16 protein-coding genes and 1 pseudogene are annotated in these 17,892 nt (G+C 52.6%); 7 read left to right on the plus strand and 10 right to left on the minus strand.

The features are described from left to right. Positions 1-46: 46 nt before the first annotated feature. From ACZ52Z_RS03090 to ACZ52Z_RS03100, 3 genes are read left to right on the plus strand one after another with little or no spacing between them, the layout of a single operon-like run. Positions 47-3,664 (plus strand): hydantoinase B/oxoprolinase family protein, encoded by a 3,618-nt coding sequence (locus tag ACZ52Z_RS03090; RefSeq protein ID WP_464269300.1) that lies wholly within the window; start codon positions 47-49, stop codon positions 3,662-3,664. A 30-nt stretch (positions 3,665-3,694) separates the two neighbouring features. Further along, entirely contained in the window at positions 3,695-4,924 is a 1,230-nt protein-coding gene (locus ACZ52Z_RS03095) for a hypothetical protein (RefSeq protein ID WP_464269301.1), read from the plus strand. 9 nt (positions 4,925-4,933) lie between these two features. Further along, positions 4,934-5,752, plus strand: coding sequence for a mechanosensitive ion channel domain-containing protein (locus ACZ52Z_RS03100; RefSeq protein WP_464269302.1), 819 nt, complete (start codon positions 4,934-4,936; stop codon positions 5,750-5,752). A 98-nt stretch (positions 5,753-5,850) separates the two neighbouring features. On the opposite strand, the gene ACZ52Z_RS03105 is transcribed toward ACZ52Z_RS03100, so the two are convergent. From ACZ52Z_RS03105 to ACZ52Z_RS03125, 5 genes are read right to left on the minus strand one after another with little or no spacing between them, the layout of a single operon-like run. Then, complete coding sequence (locus ACZ52Z_RS03105; protein WP_464269303.1) at positions 5,851-6,552, minus strand: ABC transporter ATP-binding protein; 702 nt, start codon at positions 6,550-6,552, stop codon at positions 5,851-5,853. Next, the gene (locus ACZ52Z_RS03110; protein ID WP_464269304.1) at positions 6,539-7,300 is read right to left on the minus strand and encodes an ABC transporter ATP-binding protein; all 762 of its coding nucleotides are present in this window, start codon (positions 7,298-7,300) and stop codon (positions 6,539-6,541) included. Before ACZ52Z_RS03110 ends, ACZ52Z_RS03105 begins: the two co-directional genes overlap by 14 nt. Next, entirely contained in the window at positions 7,293-8,285 is a 993-nt protein-coding gene (locus tag ACZ52Z_RS03115; protein WP_464269305.1) for a branched-chain amino acid ABC transporter permease, read from the minus strand. The genes ACZ52Z_RS03110 and ACZ52Z_RS03115 overlap by 8 nt, the downstream gene beginning before the upstream one ends. Continuing rightward, entirely contained in the window at positions 8,285-9,199 is a 915-nt protein-coding gene (locus ACZ52Z_RS03120; RefSeq protein WP_464269306.1) for a branched-chain amino acid ABC transporter permease, read from the minus strand. Before ACZ52Z_RS03120 ends, ACZ52Z_RS03115 begins: the two co-directional genes overlap by 1 nt. A 44-nt stretch (positions 9,200-9,243) precedes the next feature. Beyond that, positions 9,244-10,404 (minus strand): ABC transporter substrate-binding protein, encoded by a 1,161-nt coding sequence (locus tag ACZ52Z_RS03125; protein ID WP_464269307.1) that lies wholly within the window; start codon positions 10,402-10,404, stop codon positions 9,244-9,246. Between ACZ52Z_RS03125 and ACZ52Z_RS03130 the strand changes: the two genes are divergently transcribed. From ACZ52Z_RS03130 to ACZ52Z_RS03145, 4 genes are all read left to right on the plus strand, one after another. Then, positions 10,388-10,696 (plus strand): hypothetical protein, encoded by a 309-nt coding sequence (locus ACZ52Z_RS03130; RefSeq protein ID WP_464269308.1) that lies wholly within the window; start codon positions 10,388-10,390, stop codon positions 10,694-10,696. The genes ACZ52Z_RS03125 and ACZ52Z_RS03130 overlap by 17 nt on opposite strands. Positions 10,697-10,743: 47 nt before the next feature. Beyond that, positions 10,744-10,968: a hypothetical protein gene (locus ACZ52Z_RS03135; RefSeq protein WP_464269309.1), complete on the plus strand. Its 225-nt coding sequence runs from the start codon at positions 10,744-10,746 to the stop codon at positions 10,966-10,968. Positions 10,969-11,063: 95 nt separating this feature from the next. Next, positions 11,064-11,669, plus strand: coding sequence for a hypothetical protein (locus tag ACZ52Z_RS03140; protein WP_464269310.1), 606 nt, complete (start codon positions 11,064-11,066; stop codon positions 11,667-11,669). 372 nt (positions 11,670-12,041) lie between these two features. After that, positions 12,042-13,802 (plus strand): DUF342 domain-containing protein, encoded by a 1,761-nt coding sequence (locus ACZ52Z_RS03145; protein WP_464269311.1) that lies wholly within the window; start codon positions 12,042-12,044, stop codon positions 13,800-13,802. A 122-nt stretch (positions 13,803-13,924) separates the two neighbouring features. Here ACZ52Z_RS03145 and ACZ52Z_RS03150 read toward each other — a convergent pair whose 3' ends face one another. From ACZ52Z_RS03150 to ACZ52Z_RS03170, 5 genes and pseudogenes are all read right to left on the minus strand, one after another. After that, positions 13,925-15,256, minus strand: a complete 1,332-nt coding sequence (locus tag ACZ52Z_RS03150) for an APC family permease (RefSeq protein ID WP_464269312.1) — start codon at positions 15,254-15,256, stop codon at positions 13,925-13,927. 196 nt (positions 15,257-15,452) lie between these two features. Further along, positions 15,453-15,944, minus strand: a complete 492-nt coding sequence (locus tag ACZ52Z_RS03155) for a 4Fe-4S dicluster domain-containing protein (RefSeq protein WP_464270836.1) — start codon at positions 15,942-15,944, stop codon at positions 15,453-15,455. Between the two features lie 252 nt (positions 15,945-16,196). Further along, a pseudogene (locus tag ACZ52Z_RS03160) lies at positions 16,197-16,385 on the minus strand (hypothetical protein); the annotation flags it as partial. Positions 16,386-16,397: 12 nt separating this feature from the next. After that, positions 16,398-17,048: a TorD/DmsD family molecular chaperone gene (locus tag ACZ52Z_RS03165; RefSeq protein ID WP_464269313.1), complete on the minus strand. Its 651-nt coding sequence runs from the start codon at positions 17,046-17,048 to the stop codon at positions 16,398-16,400. Positions 17,049-17,114: 66 nt separating this feature from the next. Further along, the gene (locus ACZ52Z_RS03170; RefSeq protein ID WP_464269314.1) at positions 17,115-17,879 is read right to left on the minus strand and encodes a 4Fe-4S dicluster domain-containing protein; all 765 of its coding nucleotides are present in this window, start codon (positions 17,877-17,879) and stop codon (positions 17,115-17,117) included. Between the last annotated feature and the right edge of the window lie 13 nt (positions 17,880-17,892).

The raw sequence follows: 17,892 nt of genomic DNA on the forward strand, positions 1-17,892 counted from the left end.
AGAGATCAGGACAGAACCTGTGCAGATGAAATAAGCGGGGAAAGGTATGGAACAATGGCAGGTATGGATTGATCGGGGAGGGACCTTCACTGATATTGTTGCCCAGGCGCCCGATGGTGCCGTGCACACCCATAAATTGCTTTCAGAAAACCCGGAACAGTATCAGGATGCAGCCGTGCAGGGCATCCGGGACATTCTGGGACTCAAAAACGGGCAATCGCTTCCGGCATATGCGCTGGAGTCGGTTAAGATGGGCACCACCGTTGCCACCAATGCCCTGCTTGAACGCAAAGGTGATCGCACCCTCCTGGTCATTACCGCTGGATTTGGCGATGCGCTGCGTATTGGGTATCAGAATCGTCCCGATCTGTTTGCCCTCCATGTTCAGTTACCGGAAATGCTCTATGAACAGGTAATTGAAGTAGAGGAACGTATCAGCGCCTCCGGTGAAATCATTACCCCGCTTGCTGCAGAGGATGCCCGCCGCAAAATGGAGGTTGCCTATTACGACGGCATACGTGCTGTTGCCATTGTCTGCATGCACGGATACCGCTATTCGCAGCATGAAGAGGCCCTGCAGGAGATAGCCAAGGAGATCGGTTTTACGCAGATATCTGTCAGCCACAGGGTCAGCCCGCTGATGAAGCTGGTTTCGCGCGGCGATACCACGGTTGTCGATGCCTACCTGTCACCTATCCTCCGACGCTATGTCAACCAGGTTGCCGACCAGCTGGGCGCTTTTCATGCGGGTGGTCCACGATTGATGTTTATGCAATCCAACGGCGGGCTTACAGATGCTCACCTTTTTCAAGGCAAAGATGCGATTCTCTCCGGTCCTGCCGGCGGGGTGGTGGGCATGGTGAAGACTGCCGAACGCGCGGGGCTTACCCGGCTCATTGGTTTTGATATGGGCGGGACCTCCACCGACGTTGCCCACTATGACGGTGAATATGAGCGAAGCTTTGAAACCGTGGTTGCCGGAGTCCGCATGCGAGCGCCAATGATGCATATCCATACGGTGGCCGCCGGTGGCGGGTCGATCCTAACCTTTGATGGTACCCGCTACCGTGTGGGGCCGCAGTCTGCCGGAGCTAACCCGGGACCGGCATGTTACAGAAGAGGCGGCCCGTTGACGGTTACCGACTGCAATGTCATGCTTGGCAGAATCCAACCCCGGTATTTTCCCCATGTTTTCGGGCCCGACTCCGAACAGCCTCTTGATGACCAATTAGTGCGTGAAGCCTTTTGTGCTCTTGCAGACACCATTGCCGAGGCGACCGGCTCCCCCCTGCAGGAGCCTGAAGCGGTGGCTAGCGGCTTTTTGCGGATCGCTGTGGAAAATATGGCCAATGCCATAAAAAAGATATCCGTGCAGCGAGGCTACGATGTTACCGAATATGCCTTGAACTGCTTTGGCGGGGCAGGAGGACAGCATGCCTGTATGGTTGCCGATGTGCTCGGCATGAAAACCGTTTTTCTGCATCCGTATGCCGGGGTGCTATCCGCCTATGGGATGGGCTTGGCCGACATTCGGGCTTTGAAGGAACACCAGTTGGAAATACCCTTTGATCGGCATGCACCTGAGGTGATCGAAAAAAGTGCTGCCACCCTGAGTCGTCAGGCGAAACAGGAGGTGGAACGCCAGGGGGTAGCCCCTGCCCAGATTCATCTGCTCTGCAAGGTGCATCTTCGATATGAGGGGACGGATACTGCCCTGCTCCTTGACTATACAGACCAAAACACCATGCAGCTCGATTTTGAGGCCGCTCACCAGCAGCGTTTCGGCTTTATTGCCCGTGACCGGAAACTGATCGCCGAGGCCCTTTCTGTAGAAGCAGTCGGGACGAGCGGTTCGGTGGATGTCGGCAGCCGAAAGACCAGGCTTTTTCCACCACCGCCGCCGATTGCCGATGACCATGTAGAGATGGTGTGCGAAACGACCTCCAGGCGGGTGCCGCTGTTCAGACGCAATCAACTCGAGCCGGGACAGGAAGTGCGAGGTCCGGCAATTATTGTCGAGCAAACAGGGACAGTGATTGTGGAACAAGGATGGAGGGCTGAAATTGATGAATACGACCACCTCCTTCTGCATCGCTATACGGAAAAACAACGCCAGCATGCCGTCGGTACGACCGCTGACCCGGTGCTGCTTGAAGTCTTCAATAACCTGTTCATGTCCATAGCCGAGCAGATGGGGGCAACCCTTGCCAATACAGCCTACTCGGTCAATATCAAGGAACGGCTGGATTTTTCCTGTGCCTTGTTCGATCAGCAGGGCAACCTGGTTGCCAATGCACCCCATGTGCCGGTCCATTTAGGATCCATGAGTGAATCCATCCACGCCATAATCCGGGAAAACCGGGAAACCATGGTGCCAGGAAACGTCTACATGCTAAACGCGCCCTACAACGGCGGCACCCATCTCCCCGATGTCACGGTCATCACCCCGGTCTTTGCAGAAGATGGTTCACGCCTCCTCTTCTATGTTGCCTCCAGGGGGCATCACGCCGATATCGGGGGGAAGACACCAGGGTCTTCACCTCCTGACAGTACACAAATCGAGGAGGAAGGGGTACTGATCGATAATTTTCTGTTGGTAGAGCAAGGAACTTTTCGGGAAGAAGCCGTACGGGAGTTGCTCGCTTCCGGGCCCTATCCCTGCAGAAATATTGACCAGAATATTGCCGACCTCACCGCTCAGGTGGCTGCCAATGAGACTGGCCTGCATGAATTGCGCAAGATGGTGGATACTTTCGGGTTGGAGGTGGTGCAGGGCTATATGCAGCATGTGCAGAATAACGCCGAAGAGTCCGTACGAAGGGTCCTGGATGTATTGGACGATTGCAGCTTTTCCTATCCCATGGACCAGGGACGACGAATCAAGGTGAGCATCACCGTTGACCGGACGCTGCGTCAGGCAACCATTGATTTCACCGGGACCTCTCCTCAGGATCGAGGTAACTACAATGCTCCGACATCGGTCTGCAAGGCTGCCGTGCTCTATGTCTTTCGAACCCTGGTTGCCGACAACATCCCCCTTAACCAGGGGTGCATGAAGCCATTGCAATTGGTGATCCCTCCAGGAACCATGATCAGTCCCCGGTATCCGGCTGCCGTTATTTCCGGCAATACTGAAGTTTCCCAGGCCATTACAGATGCCCTGTTCGGAGCCCTCGGGGTATTAGCTTCATCCCAGGGGACAATGAATAACTTCGTCTATGGCAATACCACCCATCAAAACTATGAGACCATTTGCGGCGGTACTGGTGCCGGTCCGGACCATCCGGGCACAAGTGCCGTCCACAGCCATATGACCAATACCAGGATGACCGACCCCGAGGTGGTTGAATGGCGCTTTCCGGTTCGAGTCGACGCTTTTTCCATTCGTCGCGACTCCGGAGGCAGAGGGTATTTTTCAGGCGGGGACGGGGTGGAACGGCGTATCCGCTTCCTTGAGCCGATGACGGCGACGATCCTTTCTTCCCATCGGGAAACGGCACCATATGGTTTGGAAGGGGGCGAGGATGGAAAAACAGGGGAAAACAGTGTTATACGTGCCAACGGTGCTCTTGTGCAACTCGCCGGTAACGATGAAATTGCTGTATCTCCCGGCGATGTGTTTGTTATTAAAACGCCTGGAGGCGGTGGCTACGGCAGTTGTTGAATAAATATCCAGAGACCAGAGGAACCGACCATGTCTTCACCTCGTGTCACAGCCGGAACTGATCTTTCCCCTTGGGAATTTGTTTCACCCTCTGCTTACGCACTGCCGACCCCACCGGTGACCCATAGTGCCCGGGAACGATTTGCCACGTTTCGTCGCCTGTTTCATCGTGCCGCCCCTCAATCCAATGCCCCTGTAAAAGCCCAGGACAAGCTATCGGCAATACCTGGCAGCCGGCTGGAAAAGATCGTCTCCCCTCCAGATTGGCCGGTTGCGGCCGCAGCACTGGATGCTGCATTAGTTGAATGGCTGGAAAAGGACAGCAGGCAGGCACCGGTGATGATTATCATCGGTGCGCCATTCAGCGGCAACCGAGACGCGCTTGAAGCCTGGGCGGAAATGCACTCCTTGCCAATACTGCCCTGTCCAGCTCCCTCCCAAGTGCTCGAGGGGCAGGGCACCTGGCTTGCAACCTTGCCTGCTCAAGGTGCTCTCTGGGTTTTACCGAATCTGGAAAAAGTGTATCTGCGCCATGTAGAAGGGCTGCAGCTCTTTCGCCGATTTATTGATCATGTATGCACCGGGAAGATGGGCAAAGGCATTATCGGCTGCGACAGCTGGGCATGGGCTTTTCTGCAACACGTTTGGCCAGGTCCCGCCCCGGCGATGCTCACTCTCCAGGCCGCTGATGCATCCCGGTTGAGCAATCATTTTTACGGGCAGTTCAATGCTTCGACTGAGGATCGGCTGTTATTTCGACAGTCAGATAGCGGGCAGTATATTTTCCCGCCGGGTGAGATCGAGGCTACTGAAGGGAGGAGTAATTTCCTGCAGATAGTGGCTGCTTACAGCCGGGGGATATACGGTGTCGCACAGGCGGTTTGGCGTACCAGTATGCAGGCTGAACCGGAAGAGCAGCCAGGTGGATCAGATGACGGCGAGCAGTCATATAATATTCCTGAGCAAACGGTGTGGATTCTCCCCTGGGAACAGGTCACGCTTCCTGCTCTTCCCTCAGGCGCTGGGCGTGATGAGGCCTTTGTTCTTCAGACGCTCCTTCTGCATAACGGGTTGCCCCTGGAGTTGCTGCATACCATGATGCCATTAACGCACAAGCAGGTCACGGAGGCTCTCTATCGCCTGGAGGCATCGGAGCTGGTAGGCGAGGGGGAGGGCTCAGATTGGCAGATTGCACCGCAAGGGTATCCGGCAGTGCGCCAGTTTCTGCAGAGCAGAAGGTACCTGGTGGATCAATTTTAGGAGAAATCGATGAACAACTCTGTTGCTGCAACTGAAATACTGCAGGCGTTACTGGACGTTGACTTTCTTCAAATGGGATTGATCGTAGCCGGTACATGGCTGCTGATTGTCGGCTCATCGCGCGCGCTCTCGTGGCTTGCCGCCAAGATAGACGGTCATTACCGCTATTATCTTCTTTCTGCGATCCCTGTTTTTCGGCTCCTCATTATCCTGAGTGCCCTGCTCCTGTTTATCAGCTCGATTATCGAGCCCACAGTGGAAAACCTGATGGTCCTGCTGGGAGCTTTGGGCCTGGCATTGGGCTTTGCTTTTAAAGATTATGTGAGCAGCCTGCTGGCAGGGGTGGTCATCTTGTATGAAGCTCCGTTTCGGCCCGGCGACTGGGTTGAAATCAATGGCGCCTACGGGGAAGTTCGATCTATCAATATGCGGAGCACGGAAATAATCACTCCTGATGATACAGTGGTGGTTATTCCCCACCTGAAAGTCTGGAATGAACTTGTTTTCAACGCCAATGACGGCAGCCGTAATCTTCAGTGTGCCGCCGATTTTTATCTTCATCCTTGCCATAATGGCGATCAGGTCAGGCAAATACTTTATGATGTTGCACTTACCAGCCCATTTCTCCAACTTGAGCAGCCGGTCCGTGTCATTGTAAAGGAAAGACCGTGGGCAACCCATTACCGGCTCAAGGCGTATCCGATCGATCCGGGGGAGCAGTTTCATTTTGTGTCCGATTTGACTATCCGTGGCAAAGACGCATTACAGGGAATCGGCGTGGAGTACAGTCGTACGCCTCCTAGTGTTTCTGGAGAGGAAAAAGCGTAGTGCTGAGCGAAAAAAAGTGCACCGCTGCAATCGGTAAAGGACGGCCATGCCCGGACGAGTTCTCTTGCACCCTGCAACATTGGTGCGGAAGACCCCTCTTATATTCCCAGGTAGCGTTTCTGCAGCTGTGGCGCGGCAGCAAGTTCCGCTGTGCTGCCCCTCCACGCTATCTTGCCTTTTTCCATGATATAATGACGTTCGGCAATCTGTAGCAGGGCCTGGATATTTTTATCCACAATCAAAATCGCCAGGCCTTTTGCCTTCAGGATACCCAGGCCTCGCCATATCTCCTGACGAACCAGGGGGGCCAAACCTTCCGTGGCTTCATCCAGAATGAGCAGCCGGGGGTTGATCATCAACGCTCTGCCGATGGCAAGCATCTGCTGCTCGCCGCCGGAGAGTTGGTTGCCGTAATGCCCCAACCGTTCTCCCAATCGGGGAAAGATGACGAGGATGTCCTCAACCGTATACGGCTCTGTGGAACGGGTATAGTTGGCGGCAGTAGCCACCAGATTTTCGCGAACCGTCAGGTTGGGAAAAATCTGTCTTCCCTCTGGCACCAGGCCCAACCCCTGGCGGGCGATGCGAAAACTTGGCTTGTCGTGTAGCGCCTGTTCATTCAGCGTGATGGATCCTTTACGTGGAGGGAGTAAGCCCATAATGGATTTAATGGTGGTGCTTTTACCCATGCCGTTGCGGCCGAGCAGCGTGACCACTTCCGCCTCACCTACCTCCAGAGACACCCCGAATAAGGCCTGACTCTCACCGTAGAAGGCGGTAATCCCCTCAACCTTCAACATGGTGCCCCTCCCCGAGGTAGGCCTGCTGGACTTTTTTGTCAGCTCTGACGGTTGCAGGGTCGCCAGTGAGGATGTGCTCACCATAGACCAGGACCGTCACCCGGTCAGCGAGGGCAAAGACCACATCCATGTCATGCTCAACCAGGAGAATGGTATGTTTTCCTTTCAGCGAAGCTATCAGGTTGGACAGCTCAACTGTTCCGCCAGGCCCCATGCCGGCCATAGGCTCATCGAGGATGAGTAATTGGGGACGCCCGACCAGAGCCATGCCGACCTCCAGCTGTCGTTTTTCCCCATGAGAAAGATTGCTGGCCTTCAGCTCGGAGCGTTGGGCGAGATCAACACGTTGCAGAGCCTGAGGCAGCAGCCTGTTGACCTCCTGAGCAGCGGCTGCTTTACGAAAAAAGCGAAAATTGTGGCCGCGGTTGGCATTGATGGCCAGGACCATGTTTTCTGCAACCGTCAGGTTTTCAAAAATATGGGTAATCTGAAAAGAGCGGGCAATCCCCAGACGTGCCCTTTTAAAGGCTGGAAGACGGGTAATGTCTCGTGATTGATAGCAGATGCTTCCGCTGTCCGGTAAGATATCGCCGGCGAGTTGGTTCACAAGCGTTGTCTTCCCTGCTCCGTTGGGGCCGATCAGGGCGTGTACATGCCCTTGCTCCACGGAAAAGCTGACATCTGTGGTGGCCTGCACCGCCCCGTAGGATTTACGCAGGTTGCGAATGTCGAGCAGTGGCTCACCCATGGGTGGATTCCTCCCTCACCAGTGCTCCCCACAGTCCTTTTTGGGCGAACATAACGACCAGAATGAGAAAAGGACCCATGTATACCATCCAATGTTCTGTATACATGGCAAGCGTTTCTTCAAGGAGCAGGAACACGGTAGCCCCAAGTACCGGACCGAACAGACTGCCAAGTCCACCCAGCAGAACCATCACCATCAGCTCGCCGGAGAGGGTCCAGTGGAGGAGTCCTGGGCTGACATATTCGGTCTGGTTTGCGAGAAGAGCACCGGCCAGTCCGGCACCTGCACCAGCGATGATAAAGCAAACGAGTTGGTAGACTGTAGCGTGAATACCCAGCGCCCGGATGCGTCGTTCATTATTACAGCAGCCGCGAATTACCAGGCCGAACTGAGAGTGAACGAGCCGGTTTGCAAAAAAGAGGAAGACGACCAGGAAGCTGAAGCAGAGATAATAAAAATGGGTGTCGTTACCCAGGTCCATTCCGGGAACAGTCGATCGGCTATAGAGTGACAGGCCGTCGTCGCCGCCATATTTCTCCAACGAGACAAAAAAGTAATAGATCATCTGGGCAAACGCCAGGGTGATCATGATAAAGTGCATGCCTCTTGTCCGTAAGCTCAATGCGCCGATAAGCAATGCGGCGAGGGCGGAGACGAGCATGGCCAAAGGAAAGATGATGAGGCCGTTTTCGGTTCCCGGTATGGTCAGAGGAAAAGTGGTGATCGGCTCCAGGGCTGAAGCGTGAAAAAAGCCGATCCCGACCACATAGGCGCCGATGCCGACAAAGGCAGCATGTCCGAGACTGATCAAGCCGGCGACTCCGATCAGCAGGTCCAGACTGGCCGCTGCAAGACCGTAAATCAGGGCGCGGGAAAACAGTGAAATGTAATATTCCTGTCCAAACAGGTGGGTGAGGGGAGGCAGGCAGGCAAAGAATATCGCTCCTGCTGCAATGCATCCATATTTTCGCCAAAGAACGTTCATCAGTGGTGGGCAGGTAATAATCCTGTTGGCTTCCAGACCAGAATAGCCGCCATCAGAATGTAAATGGACATGGAGGCAAGGGAAGCGGCTGCTCCATCAGCGGTGGCCGAGTCAAACAGCAGGCGAAAAAGCGGAGGGAGAAAGGCCCTGCCGAGCGTATCGACCATGCCCACCAGCAGTGAGCCGACCACTGCACCGCGGATGGAGCCGATACCGCCGATCACAATGACGACAAAGGTCAGAATAAGGATACTCTCTCCCATGCCCGCTTCCACCGCCAGTATGGGACCGGCCATCACCCCGGCCAAACCTGCCAAAGCAGTACCAAGGCCGAATACCAGCGTAAAGAGCAGCCGTATGTTGATGCCGAGCGCCGCTATCATGTCACGATTGGCGGCCCCGGCACGGATCTGCATGCCGATTCGGGTATGGGCAAAGAGCAACCATAAAAATATGGCAACCGCAATGCCGACACCTATGACAGCCACTCGGTAAAGCGGGTACATCAGACCTGGAAGGAGTTCGATACTGCCGCCGAGCCAAGCAGGTACATCCATGAACAGCGGTTGCCTGCCCCAGAGTATGCGGGTTAGTTCGTTGGCGAACATGATCAGCCCAAAGGTGGCAAGCACCTGGTCGAGATGCTCCCTGTGATAGAGCCTGCGCAGCACAATCCATTCAACGATCATTCCACATGCAGCCGCGGCAGGCAGGGCAGCGATTACCCCCAGGACAAAAGAGTCGGTGACAGCGGCAACCGTGGCACCCACATAGGCTCCGATCATATAAAAAGAGCCATGGGCAAGGTTGATAACCTGCATGATCCCGAAGACCAGGGTAAGGCCGGCGGACAGGAGAAAGAGGGTGATGCCGAGCTGGAACCCGTTGAGCAACTGTTCAACTACAAGGAGCATAATTCATCCCGGAACCGGTATCCGGCTCTCGAAAGGGAAGGGAGTTACATGCCGCACTGGGCAGCGTAAGCGTCAACATGATTGGTAAAGACCTTTTGCACGGTACGGTTGGTGAAGGTTCCGTCTTCAGTCTGGATGACTTCACGAATATAGAGGTCCTGCACCGGATGCTGGTTGTTCCCAAACTGAAAATTTCCGCGGACCGAGGCGAAATCGGCCTTTTTCAGCGCGGCCTTGAAGGCCTCCAGGTCTTTGAGATTACCGTTCACCTGTTGCAGGGCACTGCCGATGAGCCGGGCGGTATCATACCCCTGGGCAGCGTAAAGGGTGGGCATGCGGCCGTACTTTTCCTTGTAAGCCTGTACAAAGGCAACGTTGGCCCTGTTGTCCAGGTCATGGGTCCACTGGGAACCGTTTTTGACTCCAACAGCCGGCTGGCCAACTGCTTTCAGGATACGCTCATCAAAGGAAAAAGCCGGGCCGTAAACAGGGATCTGCTGGCTCAGGCCCGCCTGGGCATATTGTTTGAGAAAATTGATGCCCATGCCGCCGGGGAGAAAAAAGAAAACCGCCTCCGGCTTGGTGGCCCTGAGCGCAGCTATCTCCGCAGCATAGTCGGCCTGTCCGAGCTTGGTGTAAACCTCACCCACGACTTCTCCTGTATAATAGCGTTTGAAACCGGCCAGGTGATCCTTCCCCGCAGGATAATTCGGGGCAAGAAGATAGACGCTTTTATGGCCCGCATCACTGACATACTGGCCGACCACCTCATCAAGGTTATCGTTTTGATAGGAGACGCTGAAATAATTGGGGCTGCAGCCTTTGCCTGCCAGTTTTGAAGGAGCAGCGTTGGTGCTCAGGTAGACTACATCCTGGCGCACCACCTTGGGGACAACGGCCATTGCCACGTTGGAGAAAACAATACCGGTAAGTATTTTTGCCTGTTCTTTTTTAATAAATCGCTCGGCGATCTGCTTGCCTTTTTCTGGTTTTCTTCCGTCATCTTCAACCATGAGGGTAACAGGAATATCTCCCAACCGACCGTTTTCCTGGTCAATGGCCAGTTGAAAGCCATCCCGGATATCTTCGCCCAGGTATCCGGCCTTAGTGGACAGGGTGGTAACCATACCGATTTTAACAGGTTCTGCGGCTGCCAAGTGTGCGCATGCGCAGAACATTATCAGGAATATGCATACCTTTTTCATTGTTCTCTCCTTCACTTTAACTGCAATAAATGATGATTGTGGATACACGATGGACACCGACAGGTGGCATACGCATCACAGCGAGCAGCAGGCGGGCCTGACGGGAAACGGTCGGCGGACCAGCAGAAAAACTGCTTGTTTCTATGAGGAGAAACTAGAGAAAGCGCGCAAAAGTTGCAACAAAAAAAGATCCTCGCTGGTGCAAAGCAACTATTGGGCGCAAACATGCCGTGCGTGGAAAGGAGAAAATGAGTATGGTTTTGCCGATTGTACGCCTCTGGCGGATCAATAGGTTGGTAAAGGAAGAGTATAATACGGAATGCCTGACCTGGATGTGCCATGAATAAAACAGAACCAAAGCAGCGTGCGCTGAGCAGGCGCCTCAAACCGTGGCATCTGGTGGTGTTGATTGCCTTCTCCTTGTGTTTTGTGATTGCCCAGTATGTGCTGAGTCTGCGTGCCGATTCGGAACCTGGTGATATAACCCGCTCGGGTGACCACCTGCAGTCACCGCATGGGACTGAAGAGAGGGCCTTAAATCGCAACCGGGCAGAAGAGGAATAATCCTTCGTGAAAGGACCAAACAGGAGAAGGATCCTTGTTACCGGATGTCCCTCCCTTGGTGCTGAAGGGTGGCTCCTATTAAAAGGAGATGATGCGTGAGTGAGTGGAATTTTGACGGAGTAAGCTTTACACACTCTGTCTGCCTGCCCCAGAAGACCATGGAACGGCTCAATCAACTGGACAGCCCGTTGGATGCTATGCGGCGGCTTAATCGTGAGCATGATCAACTGCCCTTCCTGCTCCAGAATGCACAGGCCTTCCTCGAACAGGGCGTGTTGGAACAGGCAGTGGTGGAGGTGTACACCTGGCTGCTCTTTCCGTGCGCGGAGCAGGGAGTGCAGGCGTGGGAAAAACTCTTTCAGTTGAGCGATCAGGAGAGCCTGCGGGCGACTCCCCAACGGTCTTTTTGTCCTCTAAAAAGAGAGAGATTTGCAATGTATCGTGCTTCCTCTCTCAACGATTTAAAAAAAGACCTGAGCTGGACACTCAGCATGAATCAGGCTCAACACGATATGGAGCAGCAATGGGGAGGTGCCCAAGAGCCCAGGGTCTACCGAATCATAGCCGGTAGGGACGACATCGCCTTTTTCACTAATGCCCGAGGAAAACTTGAAGGCGTTCTTAACCCAGGGTCTGCGCTTTTTTCCCACTTGCCCGAGGGGGCAGAGGAAGTGACTGGTCTGGATGAAAAGGAGATCTGAACAGGGGTAGAGTGTAGATGAACTATGAAGTATAACTTTTTGTAATACCTTACTTGTTGTCTTTTTACCCCCTGGGTTGTTGTGACTGTCCACTTACCTTTTATTCTTCAGTCGTTGGCCTTTACTGGTACCATTTGCTGGTTGTGTCCATGGGTAAAGGGGGGCATCTTATGGTTTGCAACGGTGCCTTTCTTCTCCATTAAAAACCGTTTTTCAGCAGGCAGTGCGAGGTAATCATCTGCAACCTCTGTATTTCTCGGGTTCTTCATTGGCAAAAAAATGGTATACTTCTCCTCGCGTTAGCAGCCTTTCGTTTTTTCGGCAAGCAGTGCTGAGGATCACACCAGGTTCTGCAGGCATGACAATTGGAGTATGGAAAGAGTGGATATCTCGCCACGAACGGGTCCATTAGAATATATCGAGCCAACTATTTGTTTTACTGATAAACATCTGAAAGTTGGTGAAAATTATCCTCTAGAAAAACTGCCGGTATCAGCCTTGGTGAAAAAGGGGCAAAGTCTGGTCGAGTTTTCGCCTGCTGATCTGCCGGAAACAGGCAAACTCTTGCGCAGGAAAGTGTCCACCGGCCCCAACGTCTCCCTTTCCGAGGATGGAACGCAGATCATTGCCAATAGCGTCGGTTACCCTCGGATAGAATTCCGTCCTGTCGAAGAAAGCGAAGAAAAGGTGCTCCATGTGTCGGTGGACCCGCTTTTTCGACTCACTAAAAAACGGATGGAAGCCCTTCTCGTCATCAAACCCCTTCTTTTTCATTACACCATCGTTTCCAGCGAAGATCTCTACCGTTTACTCATTGATGAAGGGATAGTCCACGGTGTGATGTACAAACAGCTCAACAAGGCAAAGGAGTGCATACGTGCCGGTGTCGCTGATCCTGATCAGATTGTCGTCGCACGTGGAACCGAGCCGACCCCTGGGGTGAATGCCCATCTCTCTTTTCACCTGGAAATCGGTCCCATAGCCGGTGAGCTGCTTAAAGATGGCAGTATTGATTTCAGGGAACGAAAAATTATGGTTCCGGTTGCTCAAGACCAGGTCATTGCCACCAAGGTTCCTGCTACTCGAGGGCGCCCTGGGATGACGGTGCTGGGAGAACGGGTTGCTCAACGACATGGCAGGGACATGGAGGTGGAAACGCTTGACCATGCAACCTACCTGCCGGACCGGCAGCAGGTCGTTGCGACCAGCGACGGGGTGCTGTCCGTCGTCAATAGAAATGTCATCAAGGTGTGCAGCAAGCTCGAAATCCCGGGTGACATTGACTATTCAACCGGCAATATTGAATCTCGGTCCAGTGTGGTTATTCACGGTTCAATTATGCCGGGATTCCAGGTCAAAGCCGGAGGCGACCTGGAAATACGAGGCAGTGTGATGTCCACGCAGGTTACCGGACTGGCCAACACGGTCATCAAAGGGGGCATAACTGGCAGTACCAGCACCATAACCGGGACCGGAGATGTTGATATCCATTTTATCGAACAGGGCAGGATTGACTGCGGTGGCAACTGCGTTATACGAAAACAGTGTTATTACAGCCGGGTCTACGCAGGCGGTTCTATTCGCTGCAAGGAGCATGGCGCGGTTGTCGGCGGCGAACTGGTGGCTGAAGGCAGCATTACCCTTGGGGACGTCGGCGCCCCGGACGCCGAACCTGCCTTTATTGCTGCCGGAGTAAATGCCGAACGGCTTACCTACTCAAGAAAACTGCTCCAACGGCTGAAAGAAGATAAGGAGTCGATCATGCAGCGCATTAAGGGCTACACCGGGGTAGCCAGGTCCAAGAAACTTCGATCACTCAAGGGCAGCATTGAACAGATGCGGTTGCGCTATCTGCGGATTAATCTTATTCCAGGTACAGGGCTCTACTCCCGATCCAATGAAATGTTACCCGCCACAGGGTCGGGTGAGGCCGCGAAGCATCCACAGCCTGCCGAAGCTGCTGGTATTGGTTCGATCACCATCGATGTGCATGGCAAAGTGTATGCTGGAACAATGCTCCAAGTAGGAAATCGCTCCATGACGGTGGAACAGACAGCAGCTGGTCAACGTTTTCAGCTCGATGATTCCCTGGAGCATATCGTGGCCTTTCCCCTCAGGCACGGACGTGCGTAGGGCTGGGGCCAATTCGGATCCGATTTTCCTCCCCTTGCAGTGCCGTTGAACGGCATTTCTTCACCACCTGTACCAAAACCTATAGGCCAGCTGCTTTCTTCCTGCTGCTGACGGTGAATGGATCAGGAAACCTGGTGCTGCTGTTTTCCTTTGAGTGCCAAACCGAGAACAAGGATGATAATGGTGAGCAGAAGAAAATGGAGAAACATCTCTTTATGGATTGCTCCCCAGATAATGTAGAGCGAGCCGGCTGCGGCAAATAATGGAGCGCAGAATCGGCTGAACAGGCCCAAATCGGCAAAACGCCGCATAACATGAAGGTAAATAAAAAGATAGATCACGTAGAGAAAGGCAATGGGCAGTTCAGAGATGTCCATAACCCTGCCCCACCATTCGGCAAAATTACCGTACCACACGAGTAGCCAGAACAGCGACATGATACACCCGATCAGGGCCGAGTTGACGGTGCTGTTGGTGGAAACATTGACGCGCTTGAAAATATGGGGATATGGCCCCAGGTCTCTGGATGCAAGGGCAAACATGCCCCGCGCCGAACCCATGACCAGGCCGTTGAGCGTTCCCAGGCATGAGATGACCACAAAAACCGATAAAAGGGTGCCGCCGAATCTGCCGAAGACCAGCCCGAGTACCTGCACCGGCGCCTGGTCACCGGCGGCAATCACTTCCTCGTTGGACAGGACCCCCGAGATACCCAGGTAGTACACCATATACACCAGGGCCACTAACAGGGTTCCGAACACGAGCGCCTTTGGCAGGGTCTTGGTGGCATCCCGTAATTCGGCGTTAATCGAGGTGGCAATAATCCACCCCTCATAAGCAAAGGCTGTTGCCAGGGTTGCCACTGCCAGGCCCCCACTGCTGGCGACAATGTCAGCGCTGTGGGCAAAGCTTTCCATGGTCTGGCCGCTGATAAGCCCACTGGCTGTTCCTACTGTAGCCACCACTGCCAGTGGGATCAGTTTAATAATCGTAGCAGACACCTGCCACTTGCCTGCCAGCGCAGGTGATGCGCAATTCAGCAAGAAGAAACCAATCAGGTAGATCACGGCCAGAATCCACACGCCCCCCTCCAGGCCAAGCAGGCCGATACTATAGTTGGCAGAAACCCAGGCCAGCACCGCCACCAGGGTCGGATAGTAAACAAAGGTCATGAACCAGGCAACCATATAGCCGGCGGTCGGGCCATAGGCGTCTTCAAAATAGTCGACCACGCCGTTTACCCTTTCAATCCGGGTGGCTATATTGGCAAAGACAAACGCCGTAAATACCATAATGGTTCCACCGATCAACCAGGCCAGCAGGGCCACCGGCAGGCTTCCACCGGCAGCGACGAGGACGTCGTCTGCCTTGAAAAACACACCGGACCCGATGACAATGCCGACCACCATGGCGGTTGCCGTCCAAAAACCATATCTTCGTTGCAGGGCTTCCATTGTTTATCCTACCGTTTCTCTTTGTCGTCCATCTTGTGATAGTATTGGGTCTACCGTACGATCTGACCATGCCGGACAGGAGAATAAAAGCGGTTACTCAATCAATCCGGCTGGTGTTTACAAAATGTGATCGTATACCACGATCGATACGGCTGAGCAAAAAAATATGCACAGTCCTTCCCATTCGTTCTATCAATCAAATATATTTTTTCAGCACTTTGGAGATGGTAATTGCTTCCTTTTTACAGAACGCTTCACACAGGCCGCACTCAGAGCACAAAAAAGGTGAAAAGGATATTTTTTTTTCACCATTGGTGCGTATTCTTTTCAGGGCTCCTGTAGGGCACATTCCTGTGCACTGCGGACAGAAGGTACATGCAGCAGTCAGTGACATTTGGGGGCGGAGAAGGGGAGAGATGGCTGAATCTCGAAAGAGGGGGCTGGTGTGAAGAAGCGATAGTTTAGCAGGTAGTCTCTTCTCTACATGGTGTGAGACCTTTTCATGGTTGCTTTTTCTTGAAAGGTATGTGGAAACGAACTCTGCAACACCACTCCCCATGGTGCGCAGAAATGAACGCCTTGCCCTTGATGTTATTTTGCTGTTTTGTGTTTGTTCATCAGAAATATGAATTTCGGTATTCAAATAGCCGGAAAAATCAGCTACCAAAAGGTTCATTGATTTGAGCATTGCGTCTTTGACGCTCCTATTGATACATGTATCACAACTCCTGGTGTTCAAAGAGACGGTCGTATATGCTGAACCAGTAAGATAGAGAATAACTTCCGGAGAGAGAATGCCTAAACAGGGGACGACCACCTCATTATGCGTTCCATGCTGTTGAAGGTAACAGGAAATAAACAGGGTTCTTGTCTTTTTGTTTTTGATATCACTGTAAATATCTGATCGGTTTGATACAAATGTTTCACCCGGGCAAACAGCAACACAGCGCCCGCAATCAGTGCATTGAAAGTGGTCAAGATGGATAAAACCTTCCCATAGGCTCAGTGCCTGGGAAGGGCAGTTGTCGATACACAATGTACAGGAGTACCTGTTAAGCCGTCGACGTAAGCAGCGCTGAGGATGAACCTCAATCTTGTTGGCAGTATTTTCCCAAGAATTTGAAATCACAAAAGTTTCCTATCAGTCAGACAGGTGTAATGACTGGTCACTTCTCTTGGAGGTATAGGTTTTTTCGCAAGTGGTGTGAAAATGGCCCAGACATTCGCTCAGTGATCGATAATACTGAGTCTGCGCTCCACCGTGAATTGTTGTGCAAAATACTGGTAGCCAACTCATGACAGAACGAAAAAAATTACATTGCAATGAATAGAGTCTGGCTGATTCTGTTTTATTTTTCTGCTCCATGGCTACAGCCTGTTTTTTGGCGAGAAAAGACATAAATTCCAATTCTACAGCAACGTGATCCGGGGGTTCTTTTGTCTCCACTTTAAGGCCTTCATCCCTGTAAAATCGCTGAACGGCAACAGTGGTGTCTCCCATTAATCGCCTGGTATTTTCGAGATAAACGGAGCCGTAGGGCGCTGCGATTAATTCAAAGGGACCAACAAACAACGCTGCATAATCCAAGATCAAATCATGTTGAGTGGCGCCTTCCAGTGCTGTGTGCATGTTACAGGCCGCCGATGCAGCTGCCGGGGAATCGGTCAACAGACGAGCAAGGTTTAAGCAGACATTTTCATCAAGAAACAGGTCCTTCTCCGGTTCATAGAAACAGGCTGAAAAGAGTCTGAAACAATCACTTGTGTCCAATATTTCTTTGGAGCTTCGCATGAAAAAGATGTGGTCAAAGTGTGGCACTTGTGTATACATCACAAGTGCCACACTTTATTGGTAGAGTTATCTGGCAGAATATTCCCGAATATAATGTACATTGGGTCGTGTTCCTTCTTCTTCCTTGAGAACAAACCCCTTGTATTTTTTCAGCAGTTTTGCAGCAGCACTAGTGGAATCTTCCAGGTCCCCGAAAATGCGTGCTCCAGAAGGGCAGGCCTCTACACAGGCAGGGAGTTGTTGGTTTTTAAGGCGATGGTCGCAGAGGATGCATTTTTCGACGACATTATCTCGCCGTACGCTCTCATAGTCAGGGTGAAAATATTCCGTTTTATGCGGTGGGTTTGCGCCAGTTATCGCTGTAAGTTCAGCACCGGAAGTAGAGCAGCCATTTATTAACTGCTTGGAATCTAGATAAAAAGGATGGGTAGGTTCACCTTCCTCATTATAGCTGATAACGCTATACTCGCCTGCTGATCCATCCTTTTCAACTTCATCCATACTATAAGGACAAGCCTCCTGGCAGGCACGACAGCCTATGCAACGGTGATCGTTGTGCATTGTTATGCCGTCTGGAGTTTTATACATTGCCTTTGGTTCCACGGGACAGGCATCAACACATGGTGCATCTGAACAATGGTTGCATAGCACAGGCAAGGTCCTGAATTTTGTGTGGGGAAAGGTTCCTATTGTTTCATGCAGAAAATCTGCCCAGTTGAATGTTTGTCCGTTTTTTCTCAGGGCAGTATTGTTTTCAGTTTTGCATGCAAGTGCACAGGCTCCGCACCCAACGCATTTTCTCAGATCAATTAACATTCCATATTGAGTCATATCTCAGCCCTCC

The organism is Desulfogranum aggregans (genome assembly GCF_055398265.1).

Coding starts and splice junctions, on each gene's coding strand:
- ACZ52Z_RS03090 (WP_464269300.1), top strand. CDS start 47: ATGGAACAATGGCAGGTATGGATTGATCGGGGAGGGACCTTCACTGAT.
- ACZ52Z_RS03095 (WP_464269301.1), top strand. CDS start 3,695: ATGTCTTCACCTCGTGTCACAGCCGGAACTGATCTTTCCCCTTGGGAA.
- ACZ52Z_RS03100 (WP_464269302.1), top strand. CDS start 4,934: ATGAACAACTCTGTTGCTGCAACTGAAATACTGCAGGCGTTACTGGAC.
- ACZ52Z_RS03105 (WP_464269303.1), bottom strand. CDS start 6,552: ATGTTGAAGGTTGAGGGGATTACCGCCTTCTACGGTGAGAGTCAGGCC.
- ACZ52Z_RS03110 (WP_464269304.1), bottom strand. CDS start 7,300: ATGGGTGAGCCACTGCTCGACATTCGCAACCTGCGTAAATCCTACGGG.
- ACZ52Z_RS03115 (WP_464269305.1), bottom strand. CDS start 8,285: ATGAACGTTCTTTGGCGAAAATATGGATGCATTGCAGCAGGAGCGATA.
- ACZ52Z_RS03120 (WP_464269306.1), bottom strand. CDS start 9,199: ATGCTCCTTGTAGTTGAACAGTTGCTCAACGGGTTCCAGCTCGGCATC.
- ACZ52Z_RS03130 (WP_464269308.1), top strand. CDS start 10,388: ATGCATACCTTTTTCATTGTTCTCTCCTTCACTTTAACTGCAATAAAT.
- ACZ52Z_RS03125 (WP_464269307.1), bottom strand. CDS start 10,404: ATGAAAAAGGTATGCATATTCCTGATAATGTTCTGCGCATGCGCACAC.
- ACZ52Z_RS03135 (WP_464269309.1), top strand. CDS start 10,744: ATGAATAAAACAGAACCAAAGCAGCGTGCGCTGAGCAGGCGCCTCAAA.
- ACZ52Z_RS03145 (WP_464269311.1), top strand. CDS start 12,042: ATGGAAAGAGTGGATATCTCGCCACGAACGGGTCCATTAGAATATATC.
- ACZ52Z_RS03150 (WP_464269312.1), bottom strand. CDS start 15,256: ATGGAAGCCCTGCAACGAAGATATGGTTTTTGGACGGCAACCGCCATG.
- ACZ52Z_RS03155 (WP_464270836.1), bottom strand. CDS start 15,944: ATGCTCAAATCAATGAACCTTTTGGTAGCTGATTTTTCCGGCTATTTG.
- ACZ52Z_RS03165 (WP_464269313.1), bottom strand. CDS start 17,048: ATGCGAAGCTCCAAAGAAATATTGGACACAAGTGATTGTTTCAGACTC.
- ACZ52Z_RS03170 (WP_464269314.1), bottom strand. CDS start 17,879: ATGACTCAATATGGAATGTTAATTGATCTGAGAAAATGCGTTGGGTGC.